Consider the following 24,401-nt stretch of genomic DNA (forward strand, 5'->3'; position numbering starts at 1 on the left):
CGATGACTGTGTGAAAGGCCTGACAGACGTTCAGCGCCTGGTCAGCCTCGCCGCCATGTAGTGCAGCAACGGAAACAGCATGGCCCACAGCAGGCCGATGCCGATCAGAGTGGGCAGCTCGCCATGGGGAAAACGCACCCCGGCCAGTTGCCCGCCGGCGTAATAGGACAGCGCGCCGCCGAGCGCACCGAGCAGGCTTGCCAGCCATATCGGGCGCGCACTCCATTGCAGACAATGGCGCAGCGTGGTGGCGAGCAAGGCCCATAGCAGCATCAGCCACAGCGGGATCAGGGGCGACAGATCCTTGAACTCAAACACGCCCACTGTCCGCAAGACGCTGTCCACCGCCGTGCCGACAATCACCACGCTGAGAATCAGCCGGCCTTCCACCGCCCAGCCGCTGATCCAGCGCAAATGAATCACCAGCACCGCCAGCGCCAGCAGCAGCCAGAGACTGTTGCCACCGAGCACGCAGGCCAGCCAGCCGACCTGGAACAACACCGCGTTGGCCAGTCGCTCAAGCATCGAAGCGCCCCAGCAACGGCGCGGTGATCGCCGCCGGTTTGGCCAGCAGCAGTTGCGCGGTGCCGATGGTGCGCTCGAGGAATCCGCCCTCGCAGTAACACAGGTAAAACTCCCACAGACGCAAGAAACCGTCGTCGTAGCCCAACTCGTGCAAGCGGCCATGGGCGCGGCGAAAGTTCTCGTGCCACAGGCGCAAGGTCCGGGCGTAGTGCAGGCCGAAGTCCTCCATGTGCAGCAGGTTCATGTCGGTGTCGCGGCTGACAATTTCGAGCATTTTCTGCATACAGGGCAGGGCGCCACCGGGAAAGATGTAGCGCTGGATGAAATCCACGCCGCGTCGCGCCTGTTCGTAGCGCTGGTCACGGATGGTGATCGCTTGCAACAGCATCAGGCCGTTGTCCTTGAGCAACTGTGCGCACTGCTTGAAGTAGGTCGGCAGGAAGCGATGGCCGACCGCTTCGATCATCTCGATCGATACCAGCTTGTCGTACTGACCGGTGAGGTCGCGATAATCCTTGAGCAGCAGCGTCACTTGATCCTGCAGGCCGAGACGTTCGATGCGCGCGGCGGTGAAGGCGAACTGCTCTTTGGACAGCGTCGTGGTGGTGACTTTGCAGCCATAGTGTTGCGCGGCATAGAGCGCCATGCTGCCCCAGCCGGTGCCGATTTCCAGCAAGTGATCGCCGGGCTTGAGCGCGAGTTTGCGGCAGATCCGCTCCAGTTTGTTCAGTTGTGCCTGTTCCAGGCTGTCATCGGCGCTGAGGAACTGAGCCGCCGAATACATCATGGTCGGATCGAGAAACTGTTCGAACAGCTCATTGCCCAGGTCGTAATGGGCGGCGATGTTTTTTCGCGATCCCTTGTGCGTGTTGCGATTGAGCCAGTGCAGGCCGCGCACCAGTGGCCGCCCGAGCTTCGCCAGACCGCCCTCCATCGCATCGAGCACGTCGAGGTTGCTGACGAAGACCCGCACCACCGCCGTCAGGTCAGGCGAACTCCAGTAGCCCTGGATAAAGGCTTCACCGGCGCCGATCGACCCGTTGCTGGCGACCATTCCCCAGGCGGCCGCGTCGAGTACCTGGATTTCACCGACCAGCGGACTGCCAGACGCGCCGAAGACCTGGCGTTCTCCGTCCTCGATCAACACCAGTTGCCCGTGCTTGAGTTGCGCCAGTTGGCGCAGCACGCCACGGCGCAGCAGCGACCCGCTCAGGCCATGGAGGCTGAACAGGGCGGCTTTGGGCAAAACGCTAGAGGTCTTCATGGCGGCGCTCCCTGGGGGGCACGGTGGCGGTTCGAAAGCTGCCGTCGGCAGGCTGATGGGCAAACAACGGGGTGCGTTTGAGCAGCAGGCGCAGAGCCTGCCAATAGATCGCCACGGCGGTCTTGGCGCTCATCCACGGAAAACGTCGCAGGTAACGGTGCAGACTGTGGCGGTCCAGAGGTTCGCGGTGCAGGTCGAGGGTCGCGTCGAACAGTTTGCGTTCGCCCTGCCAGTCGGCCATGTGGATGCCCAGGGTTTGCGCGGCGGGGCTGAAGCTCATGCGGTATTCCAGATCCCGAGGCAGAAACGGCGAAACGTGAAAGGCCTTGGCTACCGCGAAATGCTGATGAAAATCCTCCAGGCTCTGCGCCACCCGCGCCGGCAGCACGTAGTGGTAACGCTCGCGCCATGGCGTGTTGCTGACTTCGCAGAGAATCGCCGCCAGTTGCCCGTCGGCTTCGTGGCAGTAAAAGAAACTCACCGGGTTGAACGCCAGACCCCAACTGCGAGGTTGCGTCAGCAGGCAGATCGAACCCTGCGGGGCATGGCCCAGAGCGCTGGCGACTTGTTGGCGCACCGCGTCGATCAAGGAAATGCCCTGGCCGGTAAAAGTTTTCAGGTAATCGGTTTCGCGAAACGAGAACGGTGCAAAGCGGCGGGTGCCGGCCAGCGCGGACAGATTCAGCACTGCGTCCAACTCGCTCAGGTCGAGATACAGCAGACCGATCCGGTAGCGGAATTCATGGCGGCGCGGAGCGAATCGCCGGTGGGCGATCCAGCCGCTGTAGAGGGCGCTGTTCACAGGCTTTCCCCAAACGACGCGGCTACCTGCAAGGCACTGACCACGCCGTCTTCGTGAAACCCGTTGGCCCAATAGGCGCCGCAGTAGTGGGTGTGACGCAGGCCGTCGATTTCGCCCCGGCGATTCTGCGCCGCCAGCGCCGCGAGACTGAATTGCGGATGGGCGTAGGTGAGGCGCGCGAGGACCTTCGACGGACTGATGCCGGCGTTCTGGTTGAGGCTGACACAGAACGTGGTGTCGCTCTGAATGCCCTGCAGGATGTTCATGTTGTAGGTGACAGCAGCGTGGGTGTGGCCGGCGCCGTTGAGGCGATAGTTCCAGCTGGCCCAGGCCCGCTGGCGCGTGGGCAACAGGCGGGTGTCGGTGTGCAGCACCACCTGATTGTCGGCGTAGGGCAGGGCGCCGAGGATTTCCCGTTCGGCTTTGTCGGGATCGCCCAGCAACTGCAGCGCCTGATCGCTGTGGCAGGCGAGCACCACCTTGTCGAAACGCTCGATACCGGCCGGGCTGTGGACAACCACCCCGTGCGGGTCTCGATCAATCCGGGCCACCGCACAGTTCAGGCGAATCCGGTCGCGAAACCCTGCGCACAGCGGCTCGATGTACGCGCTGGAACCGCCCTCGATCACCCGCCATTGCGGACGATCATTCACCGACAGCAGGCCATGGTTGTCGAAAAAACGCAGAAACAACCGCAGCGGAAAATTCAGCATTTCGGCCATGGGCATCGACCAGATGGCCGACCCCATGGGCACGATGTAATGCAGGATGAAACGCTCGCCGTAACCGCCGGCCTTGAGGTAGTCGTCGAGGGTGCTGTCAGCAGCGATCCGCTGTTCGGCGAGATCGCGTCGGGCTTCCTTGTTGAAGCGCAGAATGTCACGCAGCATGCTCCAGAATCCTGGCGAGAGCAGATTGCTGCGCTGGGCGAACAGGCTGTTCAGATTGTGGCCGTTGTACTCCACGCCGGTGTCCGGGTCGCTCACCGAAAAGCTCATTTCGGTGGGCTTGAAAGGCACGCCCAACTGGCCGAGCAGACGAATGAAGTTCGGATAGGTCCGGTCATTGAACACAATGAACCCGGTATCCACCGCGTATTCACGCCCCTGCACGGCCACTCGCATCGTGTGCGTATGGCCGCCGATCCAGGCGCCGGCCTCGAACACCGTGACGTCATGTCGGCGTGCAAGCAGGTACGCGCAGGTCAACCCTGCGATCCCGCTGCCGACAATGGCGATTTTCACGTGGCGTCCTTGAGCGGCGGATTACTGCGCACCATGCGCTTGCCGATTGCCAGCTGGACCCGCGCCGGCATTTTCGACAGCGGCCACAGCATCGCCATGAACAGCGCCGGGAAGGCGATTTCCAGCGGCCGACTCTTGAGTTCGGTGAAAATGTGCCGCGCGGCCTTTTCCACGGGCCAGCTCAATGGCATCGCAAAATCGTTCTTCGCGGTCAGCGGTGTGTCGACGAAACCGGGGCTGATCACGGTGACTTCGATACCCTCGTCCGCCAGGTCGATGCGCAGGGATTCGAACAGATAACGCAGCCCGGCCTTCGACGCGCCATAGGCTTCGGCCCGAGGCAGCGGCACGTAGGTGACGGAGCTGGCCATGCCCACCAGATGCGGGGCGATGCCCTTGCGCAACAGGGGCAGGGCGGCCTCGATGCAATAGCTGCTGGCGAGCAGGTTGGTACGCACCACATGCTCGACGATCGACGCGTCGAACTGCCGGGCATCGACGTATTCGCAGGTGCCGGCATTGAGGATCACGCTGTCCAGCGTCCCCCAGTCCGCCGTGATCTGCTCGCCGATTTCACGCACGGTCTGGCTGTTGGTCAGGTCTCCGGGCACTACCAGCACTTGCCCTGGATAACGTTGCGACAACACTTTCAACGGCGCGATCTGGCGGGAGCTGACCGCCAGGTGCGCGCCGCTTTTCAGAATCTCTTCCGCCAGGGCTGCACCGATGCCACTGCTGGCGCCGGTCAGCCAATAACGACGTGGAGTTGTACGACTCATCCCAATCTCCTTTTCAGCCAGGCGATCACCCGGCCCAACACTGGTAAATGCTCATACAGCATGGCCCCGGCATCGAAGTAGTCCCGGTGCCGATAAACCTTGTCGCGCCACAGCAGGTGCGAGCAGCCGGCGACCCGGATCAAGCGGCCGCCCGCCAGGCGCGGGTGGCGATAGCTCATGACCCAGCGCAGGTAGCCTTCGCAGTCTCCGATCTGGTCGAAGCCGTGGAAATCGAAACGCAGTTCACTGACGTTGGCGTACAGCTCGCTGAAATAGCCGCGCAGTTGTGTCAGTCCCTGTACCTCGTGCAGCGGGTCGGTGAAATGAATGTCATCGCTGTAAAGCTGCTCGAGGCTGTGCAGATTGTCTTTGTTCAACTGCGCAAACTGCCGCGCGAAGCGACGCAGAAACTCACTCATCGCCATCTCCATAAGACGCTCGGGCCGGCAGATTCTTGAACGTGGCCAGCGCGCGCTCCCGCGAGGTACTCAGGTTTACGATCGGCGCCGGGTAGTCGGCGACGCCGAACAGCCCGCCGGCACTGGCGGGGTTGTGGACTTCTTTCTTGTTCAGCCCGGACAGTTCCGGCAGCCAGTGCTTGATGAACAGGCCTTCGCTGTCGAATTTTTCCGACTGACTCAGCGGGTTGAAGATCCGGAAGTACGGCGCCGAATCGGTGCCGGTCGACGAACTCCACTGCCAACCGCCGTTATTGGCCGCAAGGTCGCCATCGATCAGGTGACGCATGAAAAAACGCTCGCCTTCACGCCAGTCGATCAGCAGGTTCTTGGTCAGGAACATCGCCACCACCATCCGCAGGCGGTTGTGCATCCAGCCGGTTTCGAGGAGTTGGCGCATGGCCGCGTCGATGATCGGCAGACCGGTGCGCGCCTGCTGCCACGCTGCGAGATCGTCCGGGGCGTCACGCCAGGCGAGGGCTTCGGTTTCCGGGCGGAAGGCGCGATGGCGCGAGACCCGTGGATAACCGACCAGAATGTGTTTGTAGAACTCGCGCCACAGCAATTCATTGATCCAGGTGACCGCACCGACCTTGCCGCTTTCGAATTCGCCCTGATTGCTTTGCAGCGCGGCATGCAGACATTGGCGGGGCGACACCACTCCTGCGGCCAGATAAGCCGAGAGTTGGCTGGTGCCGGGTTTGGCCGGGAAATCGCGCTCGCTTTTGTAGTAGTCGATCTGCGCATCGACAAAGGTGTCGAGACGTCGCCGGGCTTCGGTTTCGCCAGCGGGCCAGAGGGCGCGCAGGGATTCGCCGGGCGTGGGGAAGCCGTCGATGGCAGCAGGAATCGGGTCGCATTTGATCGACAACGGCCGCTGTGCCGGCGGCGTCTTCACCCGCTTGGGCAACGAGCGGTGCAGGCGTTCGTAGCAGACTTTGCGGAACTGGCTGAACACCTGAAAGTAAGTCCCGGTTTTGGTCAGCACGCTGCCCGGCTGAAACAGCAACTGGTCAAGGTAACGGTGAAAGCCGATGCCTGCGTCTTGCAGCGCCTTGGCGACCGCGTCATCGCGGCGGCTTTCGTGGACGCCGTATTCCTCGTTGACGTGTACGGCGTCGATATCCAGTTGCCGGCACAGTTCGAGCAATACCGCCGGTGCCTGATCCCAGCGAGCAGCGGTACGAATCAGCAACGGAATGTGCAGTTCGCCGAGGCTTGCGCTCAGTTCCCGCAGGTTGCGCAGCCAGAAGTCGATCTTGCACGGGGCGTCGTCATGTTCCAGCCATTGATCGGGACTCAACAGGTAGACAGCCACGGTCGGGCCGCGCTCGGCGGCGGCCGCAAGGGCGGTGTTGTCGTGTTGGCGCAGGTCGCTGCGCAGCCAGAGCAACTGCATGGTGTTCTGTGCATCCTTCATCAAATCAACCCACACTCAACCAGTACCCGATGGGCCGACAGGGGATCTTCGGCCAGGTACAGATCAGTGATTTCGGTGGTTCTGGCAGACAACTCGGCGTGGTGAATGCACACCGTTGGTCCGGCAATCATTTTTGGGCAACCGACGCCGTGCAGAAGTTTCGGCAGCAACGAAAGGTTCATGGCTTTGCTGGAATACAGCAGTACGCCGCGTGCTTGCAGGTGGTCGACGGTCAACGCGAGTTCGCCGGCCGGCAGCGGCCAGTCGAACACTTGCACCGGGCAATCGGCGCTGCTGACCAGCCACGCGCTGAGCCATAGGTCGGGCTCCAGTGGTCTGTCCGAATGGTTGATCAACAACAGCGGCGCACCGCGCAATTGACGGTTGTTATGGTAGATGCGCGCGCCGAATTTGCTGCGCAGCCAGGAATAAAAAAAGCTCTGCTCCATCTGTGCGCCGAATTGCCCCTGCCAGCGTTGCTCGAGTTCCGCGAGCAGCGGCATCAGCAGTTGTTCGCACAAAGTCCGGGGTGGATACAGCGCCATGGCCTGATTGACGCTGTCGTCGAGGCCGCGTTCGTTCAATTGCGCGACAGCCGTCAGTGCGGTCTGGCGCAGGGCGTACCAGTCGTTTTCCACCGTTTCGCTGAAGGCTTGCGGGGTTTCCAGCAGCGGCTTGACCTGACCGACCGCCACGCCACGGTTGAGCCAGGTGAGGATGGTCAGGATGCGTTGCACATGATCGGCCGAGTACAGCCGATGGCCCTTGGGCGTGCGTTGCGGCACCACCAGGCCGTAGCGGCGCTCCCAGGCACGCAGGGTGACGGCGTTGACGCCGGTCTGCCGCGCCACTTCGCGGATCGGCAACCAACCCGCGTCGAGGGCTTTCTTGAAGTCGGCGCCGAGGTCTTCACGGGCGCTGGTGTCAGGAGTGTCGTTCATCAAATGGCGTTTCGCAGGCTGAGGTTTTCCGGGTGTGGTTGCAGGTAAACCTGTTGCGCGATGTACGGGTCCGGGTGTTGCCGGAAGTGGTGCTTGAGCAAGGTCAGCGGCACCACCAGCGGCACGATGCCGTGACGGTATTGGCCGATGACATGCTGCATTTCCTGTTTGTCTTCGGCACTGATGGCGCGCTTCAGGTAGCCACTGATGTGTTGCAGGACATTGGTGTGGGTACGGCGGGTGGCGCAGGTGGACAGCGCTTGCATCAACTGGCTGAAATAGCGCGGGCCGAGTTCGACCGGATCGTCCTGCCCCATGCTGCCCAACAGATTGCCCAGCACTTTGTATTGCACCGGGTTGTGGGCCATCAGCAAGTACTTGTAGCGCGAATGAAACTCGGTGAGCGCTCGACGGCTCAGGCCTTGCCGGAGCAGCCGCTGCCAGTCGCTGTAGGCGAACACCCGGCTGATGAAGTTTTCCCGCAGGACCGGATCATTGAGGCGCCCGGCTTCTTCCACCGGCAGATCCGGATGCCCGGCGCAGAACGCCTGGGCATAGATCCCGCGGCCATTGCCGTGGGGGGCGCCGTTGCTGTGATAGACCTTGACCCGCTCCAGTCCGCAGGACGGCGACTGCTGCATGAAGATGTAGCCGCAGATGTCATCAAGTTCACCGACCATTTTCTGACCGTAGTCGGCTAACGGCCGGGTGACGTTGACTGCGCTGTCGACCGTACCGACGGCTTCGGGATGGTCCGGATGACCGACCAGGCGGATCGGCTCGCGGGGAATGCCCAGACCAATCGCGACTTCCGGGCACACCGCGACGAATTCGAAGTATTCAGCGAGGGTGCGGGTACACAGCCGCGACTCCTTGTGTCCGCCGTTGTAGCGCACCTCGGCGCCCATCAGGCAGGCGCTGATGGCGATTTTCGGAGGGAATGCGGATGAGTCGGACACCGTGAACCTCGAACCTATGTCTGCATAGAAACCTGTACAGAATTAATTTTCTGTACAGCATTCATCTCAGCATAGGTTTAAGGCTGTACAAGTCAAATGGTTTGTACAAGATTTCTGTAGGAGCGGCCGGGGCGACTCCTACAGGTTTGTGGCGGGTATCGTGTTATTGCAGGTGTTCGTGCAGCCGCCGTGCGGCTTCCTGACCGCTGAGCCAGGCGCCTTCGACACGCCCGGACAGGCACCAGTCGCCGCAGGCATACAGGCCCAGATCGGCATCGGCCAGGGTGCCCCATTCATGGGCGCTGGCAGGACGGGCGTAGAGCCAGCGGTGGGCGAGGGTGAACGTCGGGGCGGGCATCACGGTGTGCAGCAATTCGGCGAAGGCGCCGTGCAACTGCTCGATCACCGCTTCCTTGGGCAGGTCGATGTGTTGCCGGCTCCAGGTGCTGCTGGCGTGCAGCACCCAGGTGTCACAGGTGGTATCGCGTCCTGGTTTGCTGCGATTGCGCGCCAGCCAGTCGAGAGGGCTGTCCTGCACGAAGCAGCCTTCGATCGGCGTGTCCAAAGGCTTGTCGAAGGCGAGGGCGACGGCCCAGGTCGGATCCATCTTCACCCCGGCGGCGGCCCCCGCGAGTTTCGGCGCGGCAGCCAGTAGCGCCGTGGCTTGCGGCGCGGGAGTGGCGATGACGACATGGCTGAACGGGCCGTGGGTGAAGCCCTCGGCGTCCTGTAAATGCCAATGTTCTTCGCCGCGATAGACCTCGGTGATCCGGCAGGCGAAATGCACTTCCAGGCCATCGAGCAGGCCACGGGTGATGGCGCTCATGCGCGGCGTGCCGACCCAGCGGGTCTGTTCGTCCGGAGAAAGATTCAACTGTCCGCCATGGAAGGTGTAGAGCTGCGGATCCCACTCCGCGACCCAGCCGTTGGTTTGCCAGCGCTGAACCTCGGTGACGAAGCGCCGGTCGCGGGCGGTGAAGTATTGCGCGCCCATGTCCAGTGAACCGGCATCGCTACGCTTGCTCGACATGCGCCCGCCGCTGCCGCGACTTTTATCGAACAATTGCACGGTATGCCCGGTGTCCGTCAGGGCCTGGGCGGCGGAGAGTCCGGCGATGCCGGTGCCGATGATTGCGATAGGTACAGTCATAGGGGCCTCGTTTGCCTTTCTGTACAGACTACGCCGTGCTTGAAACCTGTACAATTTTGTTTTTTGGTATAACTTCTTGCGTTCTCGTTCTGACAGCTTGGCCTATTGTTAAACAATAGAGCCTGCCCGATAGAAAAGATCCCTGCTTATAAAAATAGACTAGTGATCCGGGTAAAACGCCACGCGAGGAAGATGTCATGCACATATTGCTGACCGGCGGTACTGGTTTGATAGGACGTCAGCTCTGTCGGCACTGGCTGGCGCAGGGGTATCGGTTGACCGTGTGGAGTCGGCGCCCGGAAAAAGTCGGAAAAATCTGCGGTGCGTCCGTGCGGGGCATCGCTCGCCTGGAAGACTTCGGCGACGAGCCGGTGGATGTGATCGTCAATCTGGCTGGCGCGCCGATTGCCGATCGGCCGTGGACGCATCGGCGCAAGGCGCTGTTGTGGAGCAGCCGCATCACCCTCACCGAACGCGTGCTGGCGTGGCTGGAAACCCGTTCGCAGAAGCCTGATTTGTTGATTTCCGGCTCGGCGATCGGTTGGTACGGCGACGGCGGTGAGCGCGAGCTGACGGAGGCGTCACCCCCGGTGATCGATGATTTCGCCAGCCAGTTGTGCATCGCCTGGGAAGAAACCGCGCAACGCGCCGAAGCCTTGGGGATTCGCGTGGTGCTGGTGCGAACCGGGCTGGTGCTGTCGGCCGAGGGCGGCTTTTTGTCGCGGCTGCTGTTGCCCTTCAAACTCGGGCTGGGCGGGCCTTTGGGCAATGGCCGGCAGTGGATGCCGTGGATTCATATCGATGACCAAATCGCCCTGATTGATTTTCTTCTGCACCGCAATCAGGCGAGCGGTCCTTATAATGCGTGCGCGCCGAAACCGGTGCGCAACCGCGAATTCGCCAAGACCCTGGGCAGTGTGCTGCATCGCCCGGCGTTCATGCCGATGCCGACCCTCGCGTTGAAGGTCGGGCTCGGCGAAATGTCATTGTTGTTGCTGGGCGGCCAACGGGCCGCGCCGGCACGCTTGCTGGAAGCCGGTTTCACTTTCCGGTTCACGGATTTACGCGCGGCCCTGGACGATCTCTCCAGCCGCCTCTGAAATAGGACGTTGCATGACCGATCACGCCTTGCTTCTGGTCAACCTGGGTTCGCCGGCCTCCACTTCGGTGGCCGACGTGCGCAGCTACCTCAATCAATTCCTGATGGACCCGTACGTGATCGACCTGCCGTGGCCGGTGCGCCGCCTGCTGGTTTCGCTGATCCTGATCAAACGCCCCGAACAATCGGCCCATGCCTATGCCTCGATCTGGTGGGACGAGGGTTCGCCGCTGGTGGTCCTCAGCCGCCGCCTGCAACAGCAGATGGCTGCGCAATGGACCCACGGCCCGGTGGAACTGGCGATGCGTTACGGCCAGCCTTCGATCGAGTCGGCCCTGCTGAAACTGGTTGCGGCGGGGCACAAACGCATCACGCTGGCGCCGCTTTATCCACAGTTCGCCGACAGCACCACCACTACGGTGATCGAAGAAGCCAGGCGCGTGCTGCGGGCGCACAAGCTCGACGTACAGCTCTCGGTGTTGCAGCCGTTCTACGATCAACCGGAATACCTCGATGCCCTGGTGGAAAGCGCCAGGCCGCATTTGCAGCAGGATTACGATCACCTGTTGCTGAGCTTCCATGGCTTGCCGGAACGGCACCTGAAAAAGCTCAATCCGGGGCACAGTTTCGAGGGCGGTGGGGATTGCTGCGCCGGTGAGCCACCGGAGGTGGTTGCCACCTGCTATCGCGGCCAGTGCCTGCGTACGGCGGCGGAGTTCGCCAAGCGCATGGGCATCCCGGACGGCAAATGGTCGGTGTCGTTTCAGTCGCGGCTGGGCCGGGCCAAATGGATCGAACCCTACACCGAAGCGCGGCTGGATGAGCTGGCGAAAAGCGGCGTGAAGAAAATTCTGGTGATGTGCCCAGCGTTTGTCGCCGATTGCATCGAGACTCTGGAAGAGATTGGTGATCGCGGCAAGGAGCAGTTCCGCGAGGCGGGAGGGGAGGAACTGGTGTTGGTGCCGTGCCTGAATGATGACGTGCAGTGGGCCAAGGCTTTGGCGACTTTGTGTGAGCGAGCGCCGTTGGCGCTTTGACACCTTCGCGAGCGAGCCCGCTTCCACAGGTTTACCTTTATCTGTGGGAGCGGGCTTGCTCGCGAAAGCGGTCTGTCAGGCAATGAAGCACCAAAGCCTTCAGATCAGCGGTTCATCCGCCTTCTTTTCTTTCCAGCCGTCATTGCCCGGCAGGATCAGGTTCAGCGCAATCGCCACCACCGCGCACAGCGCGATGCCTTTGAGACCGAAGTCGTCAGGGCCGGTGCCGGTGCCGACCAGCACACCGCCGATACCGAACACCAGCGTCACCGAAACGATCACCAGATTACGCGCCTCGCCCAGGTCGATCTTGTGACGGATCAGGGTGTTCATCCCCACCGCCGCGATCGAACCGAACAGCAGGCACAGAATCCCGCCCATCACCGGCACCGGAATGCTTTGCAGCAGGGCGCCGAACTTGCCGATGAATGCCAGGGAGATAGCGAAGATCGCCGCCCAGGTCATGATTTTCGGGTTGTAGTTCTTGGTCAGCATCACCGCACCGGTCACTTCGGCGTAGGTGGTGTTCGGTGGACCGCCGAACAGGCCGGCCGCCGTGGTGGCGATGCCGTCACCCAGCAGGGTGCGATGCAGGCCTGGCTTCTTCAGGTAGTCGCGACCGGTCACGCTGCCGACCGCAATCACGCCGCCGATGTGCTCGATGGCCGGGGCCAGCGCCACCGGGACGATGAACAGGATCGCCTGCCAGTTGAATTCCGGTGCGGTGAAGTTCGGCAGGGCGAACCAGGGTGCGGCGGCGATCTTCGCGGTGTCGACCACGCCGAAGTAGAACGACAGGGCAAACCCCACCAGCACGCCGGAAATGATCGGCACCAGACGGAAGATGCCTTTGCCGAACACCGCCACGATCAACGTGGTCAGCAGTGCCGGCATCGAGATCATCATCGCGGTCTGGTAATGGATCAGCTCGGAACCGTCGCCGGCCTTGCCCATCGCCATGTTCGCGGCAATCGGCGCCATGGCCAGGCCGATGGAGATGATGACGGGGCCAATCACCACCGGCGGCAGCAGGCGGTCGATGAAGCCGGTGCCTTTGATCTTCACGGCCAGGCCGAGGAAGGTGTAGACGAAACCGGCGGCCATCACGCCGCCCATGGTCGCGGCGAGGCCGAACTGGCCCTTGGCGAGGATGATCGGGGTGATGAAGGCGAAGCTCGATGCGAGGAACACCGGCACCTGGCGTCCGGTGACGATCTGGAACAGGATCGTGCCCAGACCGGCGGTGAACAGTGCCACGTTCGGGTCAAGGCCCGTGATCAGCGGCATCAGCACCAGGGCGCCGAAAGCCACGAACAGCATCTGCGCGCCGGACAGCACCGTGCGCCAGAGCGGATCGTTGAACTCTTGCTGCATGCTTACGCGTCCTTCTGCTTGGTGCCGAAGATCTTGTCACCGGCATCGCCAAGCCCTGGGATGATGTAACCGTGTTCGTTCAGTTTCTGATCAATGGAAGCGGTGTAGATGGTCACGTCCGGGTGAGCCTGCTCGACGGCGGCGATGCCTTCCGGCGCGGCCACCAGCACCATCGCGCGGATATCCTTGCAGCCGGCCTTTTTCAGCAGGTCGATGGTCGCGACCATGGAGCTGCCGGTGGCCAGCATCGGGTCGATGATCATTGCCAGGCGTTCGTCGATTTCCGGAACCAGTTTTTCCAGATAGGTGTGGGCTTGCAGGGTTTCTTCGTTGCGGGCAACGCCCACGGCGGAAACCTTGGCACCCGGGATCAGGCTCAGCACGCCTTCGAGCATGCCGATGCCGGCGCGCAGGATCGGCACGACGGTGATTTTCTTGCCGGCGATTTTCTCGACCGACACGGTGCCGCACCAGCCTGGAATCTCGTAGCTTTCCAGGGGCAGGTCTTTGGTGGCTTCATAGGTCAACAGGGCGCCGACTTCCTGAGCGAGCTCGCGGAAATTCTTGGTGCTGATGTCTGCGCGGCGCATAAGGCCGAGTTTGTGACGGATCAGCGGATGGCGGATCTCGAGGATGGGCATGGGAAAGGCTCCGGCGGCGGGCAAAAAAACCGGCCTAGATTAATCTATCCGAGGGTGATGTCCTATAGGACATACAGTACGTTAGTCCATAAAGGCTTGATTCGGCCTCTTGGGATGCGTACCTTTGCCCGCTTTTCCGAAACCGACCCCCCTCCTGGAGAGCGCCATGTCCGCTGATCTCGAGCATATCCGTCAAATCATGCGAGAGGCTGACTGCCTGTACACCGAAGCTGAAGTCGAGGCGGCCATCGCCCGCGTCGGTGCACAAATCAACGAACAACTGGCAGAGAGCAACCCGGTGGTGTTCTGTGTGATGAACGGCGGCCTGATCTTCTCCGGCAAACTGCTGACCCATCTGCACTTCCCGCTGGAAGCGTCCTACCTGCACGCGACCCGTTATCGCAACGAAACCAGCGGCGGCGACCTGTTCTGGAAAGCCAAGCCGGAAGTGTCGTTCATCGACCGCGACGTGCTGATCATCGACGACATCCTCGACGAGGGGCACACCCTGGGCGCGATCATCGACTTCTGCAAACACGCCGGCGCCCGTGCGGTACACACCGCCGTGCTGATCGACAAGGATCACGACCGCAAGGCACGTCCTGACCTGAAAGCCGATTTCGTCGGCCTGCCGTGCGTCGACCGTTACATCTTCGGTTACGGCATGGACTACAAAGGCTACTGGCGCAACGCCAACGGGATCTTTGCCGTCAAGGGCATGTAAGAACCCCGTATTAGCTGCTCCCACAGGCGTGTGTTGTTCCTGTGGGAGTGGGCTTGCCCCACGAAGTCGATGTATCAGTCGACCTCTCTTTTTGCATGTCAGACCGCTTTCGCGAGCACGCCCGGCCCCACAAAAGCCTAAGCTCCCGCGCGCTCATGCTAGAGTGCCCGGCCCCGCCCCCGGAGCCTGTCATGAGCTTGTTGATCCGTTGCTGCGCCGCCCTGTTGCTGTCTCTCAGCCTGCCCCTGGCTGCCGCCCCGATGCACAGTCAATTCCTGCCGCCGGACGACCTGACCCTGCGCGACGCAGAGCCCGAGCAACAGCAACTGATGCAGGTCACCGACTATTCGGTGGTGATCGGCGCCCAGCGCCAGTCCAACCAGCAGCCGATTCCGGTCACTTCGCCGCTGATGATTCGTCTCAAGGGCAAATCCCTGAGCAAGGGCGCGACGATCAATCAGGTGCTGGTCAATTTCGATGGCGAAAGCAAAAGCCTGAAAAAACCGGTGTTCGACGACAAGAGCAAGACCCTCACCTTGTTCTACCCGCTGGCCCAGTACCGGGTGGTGATCGATCTTTTGCGCAATGACACCGTTTATGTGCAGTTCCTGAGCTACGCCAACGGCCATATCTGGGCCGATCTGCACACCGGCACCACGCGCGCGCGTTGAGCCCGGCGCCTGCGCAGGGGTAAACTGCCCGCCCCGTGAAATGTCTGCGAGCTGGAGTCGGCAATGCGTAAAGATAAGAAGCAAGTGATTGGTGACGAGATCGGCGATGAGCAGATCAAGCTGTTTCTCGATTTTGACCCGGTCGATGCCACCTCGCCGTCGCTGCACAAACTGGTCAAGGCCTACCGTGGCCTGCGCATCGACGACTTCGAGCGGTTCCTGACGTTCTTCGTCGCGGCCGGTTACGACGTGGATGGCAAGGACGAGCAGGGCAAGACCTTTGTCGAGCTGATCCAGGATCAGCGCAATGCGCCGGATTACATCGAGCTGATCGCGAAGGCTCGCGGTTAAGCGCAAAAGACCGCAGCCAAAAAAAACGCCCCGCACTCACCGAGTGCGGGGCGTTTTTTCATGCGGCGGGATCAAGCGTAGCTTGGGGTCTCGCTGCTTTCTTCGACCAGCTCCAGGGCGATGTTGTTCTGCGTGTTGATCTTGCGATACAGCGCAGCATCGGTTTCCAGAACCTTTTCCCGGGCCGGGAAGATTTCTGCCAGTTTGGCAGCCCATTCACCCTTGGCCTTGCTCGGGAAGCACTTCTCGATCAGTTCCAGCATGATCGAAACGGTCACCGAGGCGCCTGGCGAAGCGCCGAGCAGGGCGGCGAGAGAGCCGTCCTTCGCGGCCACCAGTTCGGTGCCGAACTGCAGGATGCCGCCCTTTTTCGGGTCTTTCTTGATGATCTGCACCCGTTGGCCGGCCACTTCCAGGCGCCAGTCTTCGGCTTTCGCCTCAGGGTAGAAACGGCGCAGGGAGTCCAGGCGCTGTTCCATCGATTGCATTACTTCGCTGACCAGGTATTTGGTCAGGTCCATGTTGTTCTTCGCCACGGCCAGCATCGGGCCGATGTTGCCGGCGCGAACCGACAGCGGCAGGTCCATGAAGGAGCCGTGCTTGAGGAACTTGGTGGTGAAGCCGGCGTATGGCCCGAACAGCAGGGATTTCTTGCCATCGACCACGCGGGTGTCCAGGTGCGGCACCGACATCGGCGGCGAGCCCACGGCGGCCTGGCTGTAGACCTTGGCCTGGTGGTGCTTGACCACTTCCGGGTTGTCGCAACGCAGCCACTGGCCGCTGATCGGGAAGCCGCCGAAGCCTTTGCTTTCTTCGATGCCCGAGGCTTGCAGCAACGGCAGGGCCGCGCCGCCGGCGCCAAGGAAGACGAATTTGGCGTCGACTTCACGGCTGGCGCCGCTGTTGACGTCCTTGATGCTGACGGTCCAGCCGTTGGCGTTACGCTTGAGACCGGTCACGCGCTTGCAGTATTTGACCTGGGTGTCCGGAGCGGCAGTCAGGTGCTTGAGCAACTGATTGGTCAGCGCGCCGAAGTTGACGTCGGTGCCGTTGATCACGCGGGTGGCGGCGAGCACCTGGTCTTTCGGACGACCCGGCATCATCAGTGGCATCCACTCGGCCAGCTTCGCCTTGTCTTCGGTGTATTCCATGTCGGCAAACGCGTGGTGCTTGTGCAGCGTGTTGAAGCGTTCCTTGAGGAACGACACGCCTTTTTCACCCTCGACATAGCTCAGGTGCGGCACCGGGCTGATGAAGGATTTGCACGAGCCGAACGTGCTTTTTCTGGTCAGGTACGACCAGAACTGCTTCGACACCTCGAACTGGGTGTTGATGTGTACGGCCTTCTTGATGTCGACGCTGCCATCGGCCGCCTGCGGCGTATAGTTCAGCTCGCACAGGCCGGCGTGGCCGGTGCCGGCGTTGTTCCACGGGTTGGAACTCTCCGCGGCACCGGAATCCATCAGCTCGACGACTTCCAGCTTGATCGCCGGGTCGAGCTCCTTGAGCAGTACTGCAAGGGTGGCACTCATGATGCCGGCCCCAACCAGAACTACGTCGACTGCTTCGTTATGCGCCATTTAACGCGTCTCCAAAATCTGCAGCACCAAATTGTCGGCATGGCTGCCAGGTGTCCGGGGCAGGTTCAGTGGCGCCCCAGGTACCCATGGCCAGGATCGCCATGTCCGAATCTTCGCAATTTTTCGCAACTTCGACGGATGCATGCGGCCCGGCTTCAAGAGTTCCATGAACTCATTTCAGCGCGCGGCTGGCAATTCGACTTATGGTCGAGACATCCGTTTGTGCAACCAAATCCGTAGCGGACAGGCTTCAGGCTCCGGTGTTCGAGGCGTTCCCGTTCCTGTGTCGTTGGGCTGTTTCAGACGCTAATGGTGCATGTTCAGACGCAAAACTATTCATTTGCTCGCCACACTCTTGTGAAGTTGTGAAAACCCGTTTTTTTCACGCTCTTTTGAAGACGTGAACCTCAAAAAAGGGCTGTCCCAGGCTGGCACCGTGCCCGAAGGGGCAAACAACTCAGTGGCCGAGCGTCATGACAGCTCTGCAGATTCGCGAAAAGCGGGGATTTGCCAGGGAAACAGCAAGCACGCCAGCTTCACTCGATCTGTGTGGGCGGCTCTCTGTGGGCGATTTGGATGTCAATGCAAGCGCATTGACGCTGTTGCGGGGCCCGATCAGGAGACGTCCTTATAATCGGGGGGAGATTGTATCGAAGAAATGCGGGGAGTTGGTCGAGTTTAATGACTTTTATTAGGCATCCGGTCAGATGCTCAACATCGCCTGTGCCCGTGGGCGTGAACGCTGCTGTTCGACCCGGGCGCTGGCAGGCAGCGGCTGGTGCAGCCAGTTGAGGCGGATTTCTTCGATTTCCACCCAGCCGTCACCCATCGGCTGCAGGCTGCACTGTTTGAATGCCTGGCAGTGGCCGTTGCGGTCGAGCAGGGCAAAGCAGCGGTGCAGCGGGCGTGGAGCGAACAGCGAGATCAGATGACGCATGGCGATATACCTTTCTTTTCCTTGGGGTCGCACACAGGTTGTCAAAGGGCCGTGACGCGCACGTGTAAGGGGAGTGAAGAATCTGTGACAGGAACCGCGGCCGACGGGCTCTGTCAGACATTTCAGTATTCACTGACGGGTGCTGGTGACCCACAGTGGCCCACCGCTATACTGCCGGCCTGTTTGTGCCTGATTCTGGAGAGAAGAGCATGTTGCAACGCCTGTTGTTCGGTTTGATCACTGTGACCAGTTTGACCCTGGTTGGCTGCGCCCACAGCCCGCAACAACTGAGCCCGGAACCGAAGCTGACCACCCAGCTGGCACCGGTCGGCCACGGCCAGCCTGTCGTGGTGCGCGTGGTTGACGGTCGTCCGTCGCCGACCCTGGGTACCCGTGGCGGCCTGTACCCGGAAACCAGCGCCATCACCGTGCAGCGCGAGCAGATCCTGCCGAAACTGCAGGCCCAGGCTGAAGCGGCGGTACGCCTGCTTGGCTTCACCCCGACCAGCAACGGGATGAACGCTCCGCAACTGACCGTGACCCTGACCGAGCTGAAATACCAGTCGCCGAAAGAAGGCATGTACGTGACCGAAGCCACCATTGGCGCGACTTTCCGCTCCGACGTGCAGAGTGGCAACCGTCGCTACAGCGGTCGCTACGGTGCGTCCCTGGACCAGCGCTTCGGCATGGCGCCGAACCAGGAAACCAACACCAAACTGGTCAGCGACGTGTTGAGCGATGCGTTGACGCGCTTGTTCAAGGATCCGACCGTGGGTCAGATTCTCGGCGAGTAAGTGCTTCGCCTGATGTGAAAAAGCCCGGGGCCAGTGATGGTTCCGGGCTTTTTTGTAGGGGGGGCTTTGGGCTCAAGCCGCCTGGGAATAGAAGTCGAGCACGCTCACGCCCGTCAGCAGGTCGGTCTCCGGCAGATCGGCATGCTGATGCCCGCCGAGTGCGCAATACACCAGCCAATGGCGATCCTGAACATTGAAGGCGAGGCTGCCGACGAGGCTCTGCTGTTCGTCGGATGGGGTGATGAGGTACAGGCGATCCTGGTTTTCAGCGTGAAGCATGACGCGGTCCGTGGCGGTTTCGAGGCGCGCATGGTGGCCGATGTAAATGACGAAGCCGTGACACAGGACAGCCATCGGTCGATTGTCGGGTTATTTGTCGCAAAGGGTAGGGCGCGCGGGGAAGGTTTGGGTAGAATCCGGGCGCGGTCGTCGGTCTGGCGTTCGCCATACCGGTTTAGCCTGAGGTCTGTGATGTCGCTGCACTTGATGACGCTGTTTACCGCCCATCCCGCCAAATTGATCAACCTGCTGGCGCTGCTGCTGGCGTTTCCCGGCAGTTGGCTGCTGCATGCGACCCGTCGCCGCGAGCAACGGGCAATGGCCAGCATCGCTGCCCAGCGCGAAAACCGCCCCGATCAGGAGCCGACGCTGGATTGGTCGACCCTGCGCATGAACCGCTTCTTCTACCGTTTCGGGTTTGCCTGCCTGGGACTGGCGTTGCTGGTTTCGTGGATCAGCACCCGGATCTGACTTTTTCGCAGGCATGAAAAACGGCGCCCCAGGGCGCCGTTTTTGTGTCCGCAAGGCAACCGCTTACAGCGGCAACCCGGCCTTGACCCGATACTGATTGCGCACCGGCGTCGCGTATTGCAGCACCAGATACGGACGGTGTTCCGCCGGGCAGGCGTCGAGCCGGCGCTGCCACTCTTCCTGGGCCTTGGCCAGTTCTTCGGCACCGAACACCTCGGCGGCCTGCGGCACGTGCAGTTGCGGATCGGCATCGGCCCACTGTGCGTACGCCAGGTAATGCACCGGGAATAACCGATAACCGCCGAGAATCTGCTTGTCCATCTCGACCGCCAGTTGCTTGGTGTCTTCAAACAGCTCGGTGATCGGCGCGGCGAAGTTCACATGCACCCGGCCCTTGTAGCCGGTGATGCCCTTGGCGATGCTCACGTCATCCTCGCCCGGCGCCTTGCTGTAGGTGCCGGTGGTGGCGCGGATATACAGCTCGCGGGCTTTGGCCTGGTCGCACGGGTCGTATTCGTAGCTGATCGATACCGGGGTCAGGTTCAGCGACTGAATGACTTCGCCGAACGGCTCGTCCTTGCGGCTCATGTGGAACATCTTGAGGATCGCCGACTCGGTACGGTCGTCGCCGTCCTTGGCCCGGCCCTCGGCCTGGGCGATCCAGATCGAGGCGCAATCGGTGCGGATCGAGTGGTTGATGTAGGCCGACAGCAGTTGGTAAGCGGCCATTTTCTCGCGGCGCCCGGTGATCGAGCGGTGAACGATGAAGCTCTTGTTCAACCGCATCAGGTCACTGACGAAAGGTTTTTGCAGCAGGTTGTCGCCGATCGCGATGCGCGGGGTCGGCAGGCCGGCGTGGTACACGGCATAGTTGACGAAGGCCGGGTCCATCACGATATCGCGGTGGTTGGCGATGAACAGATAGGCGCTGCCGGACTTGAATTGCTCCACACCGGTGTAGGTGACACCGTCGGTGGCCCGTTCGATGGTGTGGTCGACGTAGAACTCGACCTTGTCCTGCAAAGTGGCCACGGACGTCACGTCGGCGAACTCACGACGCAGCCGATGGGCTATAAGAGGTTTGAGCATCCAGCCGAAGGCACCGGCGAAACGCGGGAAGCGGAAGTGGGTGAGGATATCTAGAAACGCCTTGTCGCCGAGCAGTCTTGCCAGTACCGCAGGTACTTCGCTGTCGTCGTAAGGTCGGATGGCATCGAATTCGCCCATCATGCTCTCTTGTTGGAAACGGCTAGGGTAAGTAAAGGTTTTGATCGAAAACCAACGGGGCACGGTCTGAAAAGGTAGCCAGACAAAAATAGCCCTGCAAATAGACCGGCGATTATACGCACAAGTCACTCGGGAGACCGCGATGCTGGAAAGCGCAGACTATGAATGTCCGTATTGTGGTGAAGAGGTCGAGACGACCATTGATCTGTCCGGCGGCGATCAGACCTATATTGAAGACTGTCAGGTCTGTTGTCGGCCGATCACCTTTGTTTTGCAGGTTCACGGAGAGGAATGGCATCTCGAGGTCTTCAGCGAAAACGAGTGAGGGGCAGCCATGCAGCGAATCTACGAGCCGGAAAACCTGATGGAAGGCGAGATGCTCAAGGGCATGCTCGCCAGCGAAGGCATCGAGGCGCATCTGGTCGGGCGCGACCTGCTGGGCGGCACGGGTGAATTGCCGATCTTCGGCCTGCTCGGGCTGTCGGTCGATAACGACCAGGCTGAATACGCCCGTGAGCTGATCCGCGCGTACAATGCCGCGCTGCCGCTGCCCGGCGATGAACCGGAAAGCTTTCCCGGGACGCTGGTCTGTTAGGCTGGCGTTCGTTTTATTCTCGAGCCGTGTTGCCCCATGTGTGGACGTTATGCCCTGTTTCGCTGGAACCGCGACTTCGCGGCCCTGCCAGGTTTTCCCGCCGATCAGCAGGCGCAGTGGAACATTTCCCCCAACGATTCGGTGCTGATACTGCGCGCCGAGCCTGACGGCCCGCGCTCGCTGGCCCGCGCCCGTTGGGGGCTGACGCCGCCGTGGCTGACTGACCTGTCCCGCACCCCGGCTCATGCCCGGGCCGAAACCGTTGCCGAACAACCGATGTTTCGCGAGGCCTTGCGCCTGCGTCGCTGCCTGCTGCCAGCCAACGGCTTCTACGAATGGCGCGGCACGGCGCGCAAGCGCCCGTACTGGCTGACACCGGGGGAGGGCTCCTCGCTGTTTTTCGCGGCGATCTGGGAGGCGTATCCGGTGCAGGAGCAGGTCTGGCTGAGTACGGCGGTCATCACCCAGCCGGCGGCCAGTCAACGCCGGCCGCTGATTCTCGATGAAGCGGGGCAGGCGGCGTGGCTCGATCCGCAGACGCCGCTGCATGCCTTGCACGCGCTGCTGGCCAGTGAGCCAGTCGCGTTGCGTGAGCGAGTGTTGGCGAATCTGGTGAATGATCCGAAATTGAATGGGCCGGAGTGTCTGACCCCGGCCTAGCGCTCTCGATCAAAAGCCCCTCACCCTAACCCTCTCCCGGAGGGAGAGGGGACCGATTGTGCGATGTTCCAGAAATACGCCGACCTGAACGCATAGCACCGAATCCATAATCGACTGGTTTTTTCAGGTCGATGGATGACGCAAGACAACGCGGTCAGTCCCCTCTCCCTTGGGGAGAGGGCGAGGGTGAGGGGCTTTTGCTCTTGCTCTCAAACCTTGAACTGATTGATCAACCGCCGCTGCTGCTCCGCCAGTTTGGTCAGGTCCGCACTCGCCGAACTCGACTCATCCGCGCCACCCGCCACCTCGTTCGCCACCTGACCGATGTTGATCACATTACGGTTGATGTCATCGGCCACCGCGCTCTGTTCCTCGGCGGCGCTGGCGATCTGGGTGTTCATGTCGTTGATCACCGACACCGCCTGAGTAATGGTTTCCAGCGCCTCGGCGGCCTTGGCTGCGTGCTGCACGCTTTCGTCGGTGCGGTTCTGGCTGTCTTCCATGACCCGCACTACGTCGCGCGTGCCCTGTTGCAGTTGCTGGATCATGCTCTGGATTTCTTCGGTGGCCTTCTGGGTTTTCTGCGCCAGGTTGCGCACCTCATCCGCCACTACCGCGAAACCGCGACCCTGTTCACCGGCCCGGGCCGCTTCGATCGCCGCGTTCAGCGCCAGCAGGTTGGTCTGTTCGGCGATCCCGCGAATGGCGGTCAGGATCGCGTTGATGTTCTCGCTGTCCTTGGCCAGGGTCTGGACCACGTCCACGGCCTTGCTGATTTCCACTGCCAGAACGCCGATCGAGTTTGAAGTGTCGCGGACGATCTGCATGCCCTGACTCGCTGCCTGATCCGCATGGCTGGCGGCTTGCGCGGCCTGGGTCGCGTTGCGCGCCACGTCCTGCGCAGTCGCCGTCATTTCCTGCACGGCGGTGGCGACCTGGTCGATCTCGGCCATCTGTTTCTGCACGCCGATGTTGGTGCGGATCGCGATGTCGGCGGTGTGTTCCGAGGAATCGCTAACGCTCTGCACCGACGTCACCACCTGGGTGATCATCGCCTGCAACTTGGCCAGGAAGGTGTTGAAGCCCTTGGCGATCGAACCCAGCTCATCGCTGCGGTCGCTGCTCAGGCGACGGGTCAGGTCGCCTTCGCCCTGAGCGATGTCGTCGAGCATGGTGACCATTTGTTTCAGCGGTCGGGCGATGCCGTGGCCGACCAGCCAGATCACCAGCAGGCCGAGCGCGGCGATGAGCAGGCCGACCATGGCCATGCCAAAGGTGTCGGATTTGCGTTGCGCGTCGAGGTCGCCCTGGAGCTTTTGCAGGTCGGCCATTACGGCGTTGAGCGGCAGTTGCAGCATCAGGGTCCAGCGCGCGTCGGTCTGGCCGATGCCGAACGGTAGATACAACTCGATGCGGCCCTGCTCTTTATTGACGGTGTAGGTGACTTCGCCGCGCTTGAGATTGGCCATGTTGGCAATCTGCTGGGCGTCGAGGATATCGCTGACTTTTTCGCCGAATTTGCTTGGGTCCTTGGTGTAGGCGACGATCCGCCCGTTACCGCCGATCAACGCCATCTGCCCGGCGCCGCCGTAGAGTTTCTGGTTCGCGCCCAGAAGCATTTCCTGGATGAAGTTCACCGACAGGTCGGCGCCGACGATACCCTGGAACGCGCCGTTGAGCATGATCGGTTCAATAAAGGAGGCGAGCATGACGATTTTGTCGCCGACCTTGTACGGCGCCGGATCGATCACGCAGGATTTTTTGGTTTCCTTGGAACACAGGTAGTACTCGCTGGCGCGCACGCCGGTGGACAGGACTTTCTGGTCGTCGACGTCCACCAGTTTGTCCAGGCCCAGGGTGCCGTCGTCATTGCGGAACCACCATGGCAGGAAACGTCCGTTGCTGGCGTCGATGCCGACCACTTTGGTGCCGACGTAGGCGGCGTCGTTGTGATCCAGTGCGTCCTTTTCCCAGCCAATGTAGGTGCCGAGGATTTTCGGGTTCTTCTCGACGTTTTCCTTGATCAGACTGATCAGTTGCTCGCGGCTGACGGTGAGTTTCGGCTGACCCTCGACGCCCGGTGTGCCGAGCAGGGCATTGACCCGCACCAGCCCCCCGGCGATCAGCAGCGGTGCCTCCAGCTCGCGCTGGATCTGGCTGACCTGGGTCTGCGCCAGCGATGTCAGGCGCTGCTCGATGACCTGCTCGAACTGATCCTGGGTTCGTTGCTGAACCATGTCTTGCGTGCGGGCGCCGGAGAACAGCGCATACAGCACCAGCGCGGCGACCACGCTGAGTACGATGGCGCCGGCCAGGGCGGCTACGGAAAACTGGATCGACTTGAATTTCATGAGGGCTCCGCACGCGAGAGGACGTCTGCGCTGTTGTATCGGCAGCAGGCATTGCGCCATGAGTCAGG

27 protein-coding genes are annotated in these 24,401 nt (G+C 61.6%); 10 read left to right on the top strand and 17 right to left on the bottom strand.

The features are described from left to right. Window positions 1-30: 30 nt before the first annotated feature. From N8H74_RS27780 to N8H74_RS27825, 10 genes are all read right to left on the bottom strand, one after another. Window positions 31-525: a DUF2878 domain-containing protein gene (locus tag N8H74_RS27780; protein WP_217833838.1), complete on the bottom strand. Its 495-nt coding sequence runs from the start codon at window positions 523-525 to the stop codon at window positions 31-33. Continuing rightward, the gene (locus N8H74_RS27785) at window positions 518-1,789 is read right to left on the bottom strand and encodes a cyclopropane-fatty-acyl-phospholipid synthase family protein (RefSeq protein ID WP_217833839.1); all 1,272 of its coding nucleotides are present in this window, start codon (window positions 1,787-1,789) and stop codon (window positions 518-520) included. The genes N8H74_RS27780 and N8H74_RS27785 overlap by 8 nt, the downstream gene beginning before the upstream one ends. After that, window positions 1,776-2,591, bottom strand: a complete 816-nt coding sequence (locus N8H74_RS27790) for a DUF1365 domain-containing protein (protein ID WP_262151832.1) — start codon at window positions 2,589-2,591, stop codon at window positions 1,776-1,778. The genes N8H74_RS27785 and N8H74_RS27790 overlap by 14 nt, the downstream gene beginning before the upstream one ends. Continuing rightward, window positions 2,588-3,835, bottom strand: a complete 1,248-nt coding sequence (locus N8H74_RS27795; protein ID WP_262151834.1) for an FAD-dependent oxidoreductase — start codon at window positions 3,833-3,835, stop codon at window positions 2,588-2,590. The genes N8H74_RS27790 and N8H74_RS27795 overlap by 4 nt, the downstream gene beginning before the upstream one ends. Then, window positions 3,832-4,614 carry an SDR family NAD(P)-dependent oxidoreductase gene (locus N8H74_RS27800; RefSeq protein ID WP_262151836.1) on the bottom strand — a complete coding sequence of 261 codons (783 nt, stop codon included), beginning with the start codon at window positions 4,612-4,614 and terminating at the stop codon, window positions 3,832-3,834. Before N8H74_RS27800 ends, N8H74_RS27795 begins: the two co-directional genes overlap by 4 nt. Next, complete coding sequence (locus tag N8H74_RS27805; protein ID WP_217833843.1) at window positions 4,611-5,033, bottom strand: nuclear transport factor 2 family protein; 423 nt, start codon at window positions 5,031-5,033, stop codon at window positions 4,611-4,613. Before N8H74_RS27805 ends, N8H74_RS27800 begins: the two co-directional genes overlap by 4 nt. Next, window positions 5,026-6,471: a deoxyribodipyrimidine photo-lyase gene (gene phrB / locus N8H74_RS27810; RefSeq protein ID WP_262151879.1), complete on the bottom strand. Its 1,446-nt coding sequence runs from the start codon at window positions 6,469-6,471 to the stop codon at window positions 5,026-5,028. The genes N8H74_RS27805 and phrB overlap by 8 nt, the downstream gene beginning before the upstream one ends. A 20-nt stretch (window positions 6,472-6,491) precedes the next feature. Further along, window positions 6,492-7,433 carry a MerR family transcriptional regulator gene (locus N8H74_RS27815; protein WP_262151839.1) on the bottom strand — a complete coding sequence of 314 codons (942 nt, stop codon included), beginning with the start codon at window positions 7,431-7,433 and terminating at the stop codon, window positions 6,492-6,494. Then, window positions 7,433-8,392, bottom strand: coding sequence for a DUF523 and DUF1722 domain-containing protein (locus tag N8H74_RS27820; RefSeq protein ID WP_262151841.1), 960 nt, complete (start codon window positions 8,390-8,392; stop codon window positions 7,433-7,435). Before N8H74_RS27820 ends, N8H74_RS27815 begins: the two co-directional genes overlap by 1 nt. Window positions 8,393-8,555: 163 nt before the next feature. Then, a complete protein-coding gene (locus N8H74_RS27825; RefSeq protein ID WP_217833846.1) occupies window positions 8,556-9,542 on the bottom strand; it encodes an FAD-dependent oxidoreductase in 987 nt (328 codons plus the stop codon). 197 nt (window positions 9,543-9,739) lie between these two features. Here N8H74_RS27825 and N8H74_RS27830 point away from each other — a divergent pair, with 197 nt between their 5' ends. Continuing rightward, window positions 9,740-10,642: a TIGR01777 family oxidoreductase gene (locus tag N8H74_RS27830; RefSeq protein WP_262151844.1), complete on the top strand. Its 903-nt coding sequence runs from the start codon at window positions 9,740-9,742 to the stop codon at window positions 10,640-10,642. Between the two features lie 13 nt (window positions 10,643-10,655). Further along, window positions 10,656-11,678 carry a ferrochelatase gene (gene hemH / locus N8H74_RS27835; RefSeq protein WP_262151846.1) on the top strand — a complete coding sequence of 341 codons (1,023 nt, stop codon included), beginning with the start codon at window positions 10,656-10,658 and terminating at the stop codon, window positions 11,676-11,678. 99 nt (window positions 11,679-11,777) lie between these two features. Here hemH and N8H74_RS27840 read toward each other — a convergent pair whose 3' ends face one another. Further along, the gene (locus tag N8H74_RS27840) at window positions 11,778-13,052 is read right to left on the bottom strand and encodes a uracil-xanthine permease family protein (protein WP_217833849.1); all 1,275 of its coding nucleotides are present in this window, start codon (window positions 13,050-13,052) and stop codon (window positions 11,778-11,780) included. Between the two features lie 2 nt (window positions 13,053-13,054). Beyond that, window positions 13,055-13,693, bottom strand: a complete 639-nt coding sequence (gene upp, locus N8H74_RS27845) for a uracil phosphoribosyltransferase (protein WP_262151848.1) — start codon at window positions 13,691-13,693, stop codon at window positions 13,055-13,057. A gap of 166 nt (window positions 13,694-13,859) precedes the next feature. Between upp and N8H74_RS27850 the strand changes: the two genes are divergently transcribed. From N8H74_RS27850 to N8H74_RS27860, 3 genes are all read left to right on the top strand, one after another. Beyond that, window positions 13,860-14,417: a hypoxanthine-guanine phosphoribosyltransferase gene (locus N8H74_RS27850; protein WP_217833851.1), complete on the top strand. Its 558-nt coding sequence runs from the start codon at window positions 13,860-13,862 to the stop codon at window positions 14,415-14,417. A 191-nt stretch (window positions 14,418-14,608) separates the two neighbouring features. Further along, window positions 14,609-15,088 (top strand): hypothetical protein, encoded by a 480-nt coding sequence (locus tag N8H74_RS27855; protein WP_262151850.1) that lies wholly within the window; start codon window positions 14,609-14,611, stop codon window positions 15,086-15,088. Between the two features lie 63 nt (window positions 15,089-15,151). Then, window positions 15,152-15,439, top strand: a complete 288-nt coding sequence (locus N8H74_RS27860) for a PA4642 family protein (protein ID WP_262151852.1) — start codon at window positions 15,152-15,154, stop codon at window positions 15,437-15,439. A 71-nt stretch (window positions 15,440-15,510) separates the two neighbouring features. Here N8H74_RS27860 and mqo read toward each other — a convergent pair whose 3' ends face one another. Both mqo and N8H74_RS27870 read right to left on the bottom strand, forming a co-directional pair. Then, on the bottom strand, window positions 15,511-17,019 hold the full coding sequence (gene mqo / locus N8H74_RS27865; protein WP_262151854.1) for a malate dehydrogenase (quinone): 1,509 nt from the start codon (window positions 17,017-17,019) through the stop codon (window positions 15,511-15,513). Window positions 17,020-17,722: 703 nt separating this feature from the next. Next, window positions 17,723-17,956, bottom strand: coding sequence for a hypothetical protein (locus N8H74_RS27870; protein WP_217833855.1), 234 nt, complete (start codon window positions 17,954-17,956; stop codon window positions 17,723-17,725). Window positions 17,957-18,165: 209 nt separating this feature from the next. On the opposite strand from N8H74_RS27870, the gene N8H74_RS27875 reads away from it, so the two are divergent. Then, window positions 18,166-18,750: a YajG family lipoprotein gene (locus N8H74_RS27875; protein WP_262151856.1), complete on the top strand. Its 585-nt coding sequence runs from the start codon at window positions 18,166-18,168 to the stop codon at window positions 18,748-18,750. A 72-nt stretch (window positions 18,751-18,822) separates the two neighbouring features. Here N8H74_RS27875 and N8H74_RS27880 read toward each other — a convergent pair whose 3' ends face one another. Continuing rightward, on the bottom strand, window positions 18,823-19,029 hold the full coding sequence (locus tag N8H74_RS27880) for a hypothetical protein (RefSeq protein WP_047296561.1): 207 nt from the start codon (window positions 19,027-19,029) through the stop codon (window positions 18,823-18,825). A 192-nt stretch (window positions 19,030-19,221) separates the two neighbouring features. Between N8H74_RS27880 and N8H74_RS27885 the strand changes: the two genes are divergently transcribed. Further along, a complete protein-coding gene (locus N8H74_RS27885) occupies window positions 19,222-19,500 on the top strand; it encodes a hypothetical protein (protein WP_262151858.1) in 279 nt (92 codons plus the stop codon). A 63-nt stretch (window positions 19,501-19,563) separates the two neighbouring features. Here N8H74_RS27885 and N8H74_RS27890 read toward each other — a convergent pair whose 3' ends face one another. After that, complete coding sequence (locus N8H74_RS27890; protein WP_217833858.1) at window positions 19,564-20,730, bottom strand: 1-acyl-sn-glycerol-3-phosphate acyltransferase; 1,167 nt, start codon at window positions 20,728-20,730, stop codon at window positions 19,564-19,566. 139 nt (window positions 20,731-20,869) lie between these two features. Here N8H74_RS27890 and N8H74_RS27895 point away from each other — a divergent pair, with 139 nt between their 5' ends. The 3 genes from N8H74_RS27895 to N8H74_RS27905 are packed head-to-tail and all read left to right on the top strand — an operon-like array spanning window position 20,870 to window position 21,982. Continuing rightward, window positions 20,870-21,052, top strand: a complete 183-nt coding sequence (locus N8H74_RS27895; protein ID WP_217833859.1) for a CPXCG motif-containing cysteine-rich protein — start codon at window positions 20,870-20,872, stop codon at window positions 21,050-21,052. Between the two features lie 9 nt (window positions 21,053-21,061). Beyond that, window positions 21,062-21,322, top strand: a complete 261-nt coding sequence (locus N8H74_RS27900) for a DUF2007 domain-containing protein (protein WP_217833860.1) — start codon at window positions 21,062-21,064, stop codon at window positions 21,320-21,322. A gap of 36 nt (window positions 21,323-21,358) precedes the next feature. Then, window positions 21,359-21,982 (top strand): SOS response-associated peptidase, encoded by a 624-nt coding sequence (locus N8H74_RS27905; RefSeq protein ID WP_217833861.1) that lies wholly within the window; start codon window positions 21,359-21,361, stop codon window positions 21,980-21,982. Between the two features lie 209 nt (window positions 21,983-22,191). On the opposite strand, the gene N8H74_RS27910 is transcribed toward N8H74_RS27905, so the two are convergent. Then, on the bottom strand, window positions 22,192-24,333 hold the full coding sequence (locus N8H74_RS27910; RefSeq protein ID WP_217833862.1) for a methyl-accepting chemotaxis protein: 2,142 nt from the start codon (window positions 24,331-24,333) through the stop codon (window positions 22,192-22,194). Window positions 24,334-24,401: the final 68 nt, after the last annotated feature.

The organism is Pseudomonas sp. B2M1-30 (assembly GCF_025447575.1).
Taxonomy (GTDB): Bacteria; Pseudomonadota; Gammaproteobacteria; order Pseudomonadales; family Pseudomonadaceae; genus Aquipseudomonas; species Aquipseudomonas botevensis.

What these genes read in the sequence shown, in the direction of transcription:
- N8H74_RS27780 (WP_217833838.1), bottom strand. Translation starts at nt 525, where the DNA reads ATGCTTGAGCGACTGGCCAACGCGGTGTTGTTCCAGGTCGGCTGGCTG.
- N8H74_RS27785 (WP_217833839.1), bottom strand. Translation starts at nt 1,789, where the DNA reads ATGAAGACCTCTAGCGTTTTGCCCAAAGCCGCCCTGTTCAGCCTCCAT.
- N8H74_RS27800 (WP_262151836.1), bottom strand. Translation starts at nt 4,614, where the DNA reads ATGAGTCGTACAACTCCACGTCGTTATTGGCTGACCGGCGCCAGCAGT.
- N8H74_RS27805 (WP_217833843.1), bottom strand. Translation starts at nt 5,033, where the DNA reads ATGAGTGAGTTTCTGCGTCGCTTCGCGCGGCAGTTTGCGCAGTTGAAC.
- phrB (WP_262151879.1), bottom strand. Translation starts at nt 6,471, where the DNA reads ATGCAGTTGCTCTGGCTGCGCAGCGACCTGCGCCAACACGACAACACC.
- N8H74_RS27815 (WP_262151839.1), bottom strand. Translation starts at nt 7,433, where the DNA reads ATGAACGACACTCCTGACACCAGCGCCCGTGAAGACCTCGGCGCCGAC.
- N8H74_RS27825 (WP_217833846.1), bottom strand. Translation starts at nt 9,542, where the DNA reads ATGACTGTACCTATCGCAATCATCGGCACCGGCATCGCCGGACTCTCC.
- N8H74_RS27830 (WP_262151844.1), top strand. Translation starts at nt 9,740, where the DNA reads ATGCACATATTGCTGACCGGCGGTACTGGTTTGATAGGACGTCAGCTC.
- hemH (WP_262151846.1), top strand. Translation starts at nt 10,656, where the DNA reads ATGACCGATCACGCCTTGCTTCTGGTCAACCTGGGTTCGCCGGCCTCC.
- N8H74_RS27840 (WP_217833849.1), bottom strand. Translation starts at nt 13,052, where the DNA reads ATGCAGCAAGAGTTCAACGATCCGCTCTGGCGCACGGTGCTGTCCGGC.
- upp (WP_262151848.1), bottom strand. Translation starts at nt 13,693, where the DNA reads ATGCCCATCCTCGAGATCCGCCATCCGCTGATCCGTCACAAACTCGGC.
- N8H74_RS27850 (WP_217833851.1), top strand. Translation starts at nt 13,860, where the DNA reads ATGTCCGCTGATCTCGAGCATATCCGTCAAATCATGCGAGAGGCTGAC.
- N8H74_RS27855 (WP_262151850.1), top strand. Translation starts at nt 14,609, where the DNA reads ATGAGCTTGTTGATCCGTTGCTGCGCCGCCCTGTTGCTGTCTCTCAGC.
- N8H74_RS27860 (WP_262151852.1), top strand. Translation starts at nt 15,152, where the DNA reads ATGCGTAAAGATAAGAAGCAAGTGATTGGTGACGAGATCGGCGATGAG.
- mqo (WP_262151854.1), bottom strand. Translation starts at nt 17,019, where the DNA reads ATGGCGCATAACGAAGCAGTCGACGTAGTTCTGGTTGGGGCCGGCATC.
- N8H74_RS27870 (WP_217833855.1), bottom strand. Translation starts at nt 17,956, where the DNA reads ATGCGTCATCTGATCTCGCTGTTCGCTCCACGCCCGCTGCACCGCTGC.
- N8H74_RS27875 (WP_262151856.1), top strand. Translation starts at nt 18,166, where the DNA reads ATGTTGCAACGCCTGTTGTTCGGTTTGATCACTGTGACCAGTTTGACC.
- N8H74_RS27880 (WP_047296561.1), bottom strand. Translation starts at nt 19,029, where the DNA reads ATGCTTCACGCTGAAAACCAGGATCGCCTGTACCTCATCACCCCATCC.
- N8H74_RS27885 (WP_262151858.1), top strand. Translation starts at nt 19,222, where the DNA reads ATGTCGCTGCACTTGATGACGCTGTTTACCGCCCATCCCGCCAAATTG.
- N8H74_RS27890 (WP_217833858.1), bottom strand. Translation starts at nt 20,730, where the DNA reads ATGATGGGCGAATTCGATGCCATCCGACCTTACGACGACAGCGAAGTA.
- N8H74_RS27895 (WP_217833859.1), top strand. Translation starts at nt 20,870, where the DNA reads ATGCTGGAAAGCGCAGACTATGAATGTCCGTATTGTGGTGAAGAGGTC.
- N8H74_RS27900 (WP_217833860.1), top strand. Translation starts at nt 21,062, where the DNA reads ATGCAGCGAATCTACGAGCCGGAAAACCTGATGGAAGGCGAGATGCTC.
- N8H74_RS27905 (WP_217833861.1), top strand. Translation starts at nt 21,359, where the DNA reads ATGTGTGGACGTTATGCCCTGTTTCGCTGGAACCGCGACTTCGCGGCC.
- N8H74_RS27910 (WP_217833862.1), bottom strand. Translation starts at nt 24,333, where the DNA reads ATGAAATTCAAGTCGATCCAGTTTTCCGTAGCCGCCCTGGCCGGCGCC.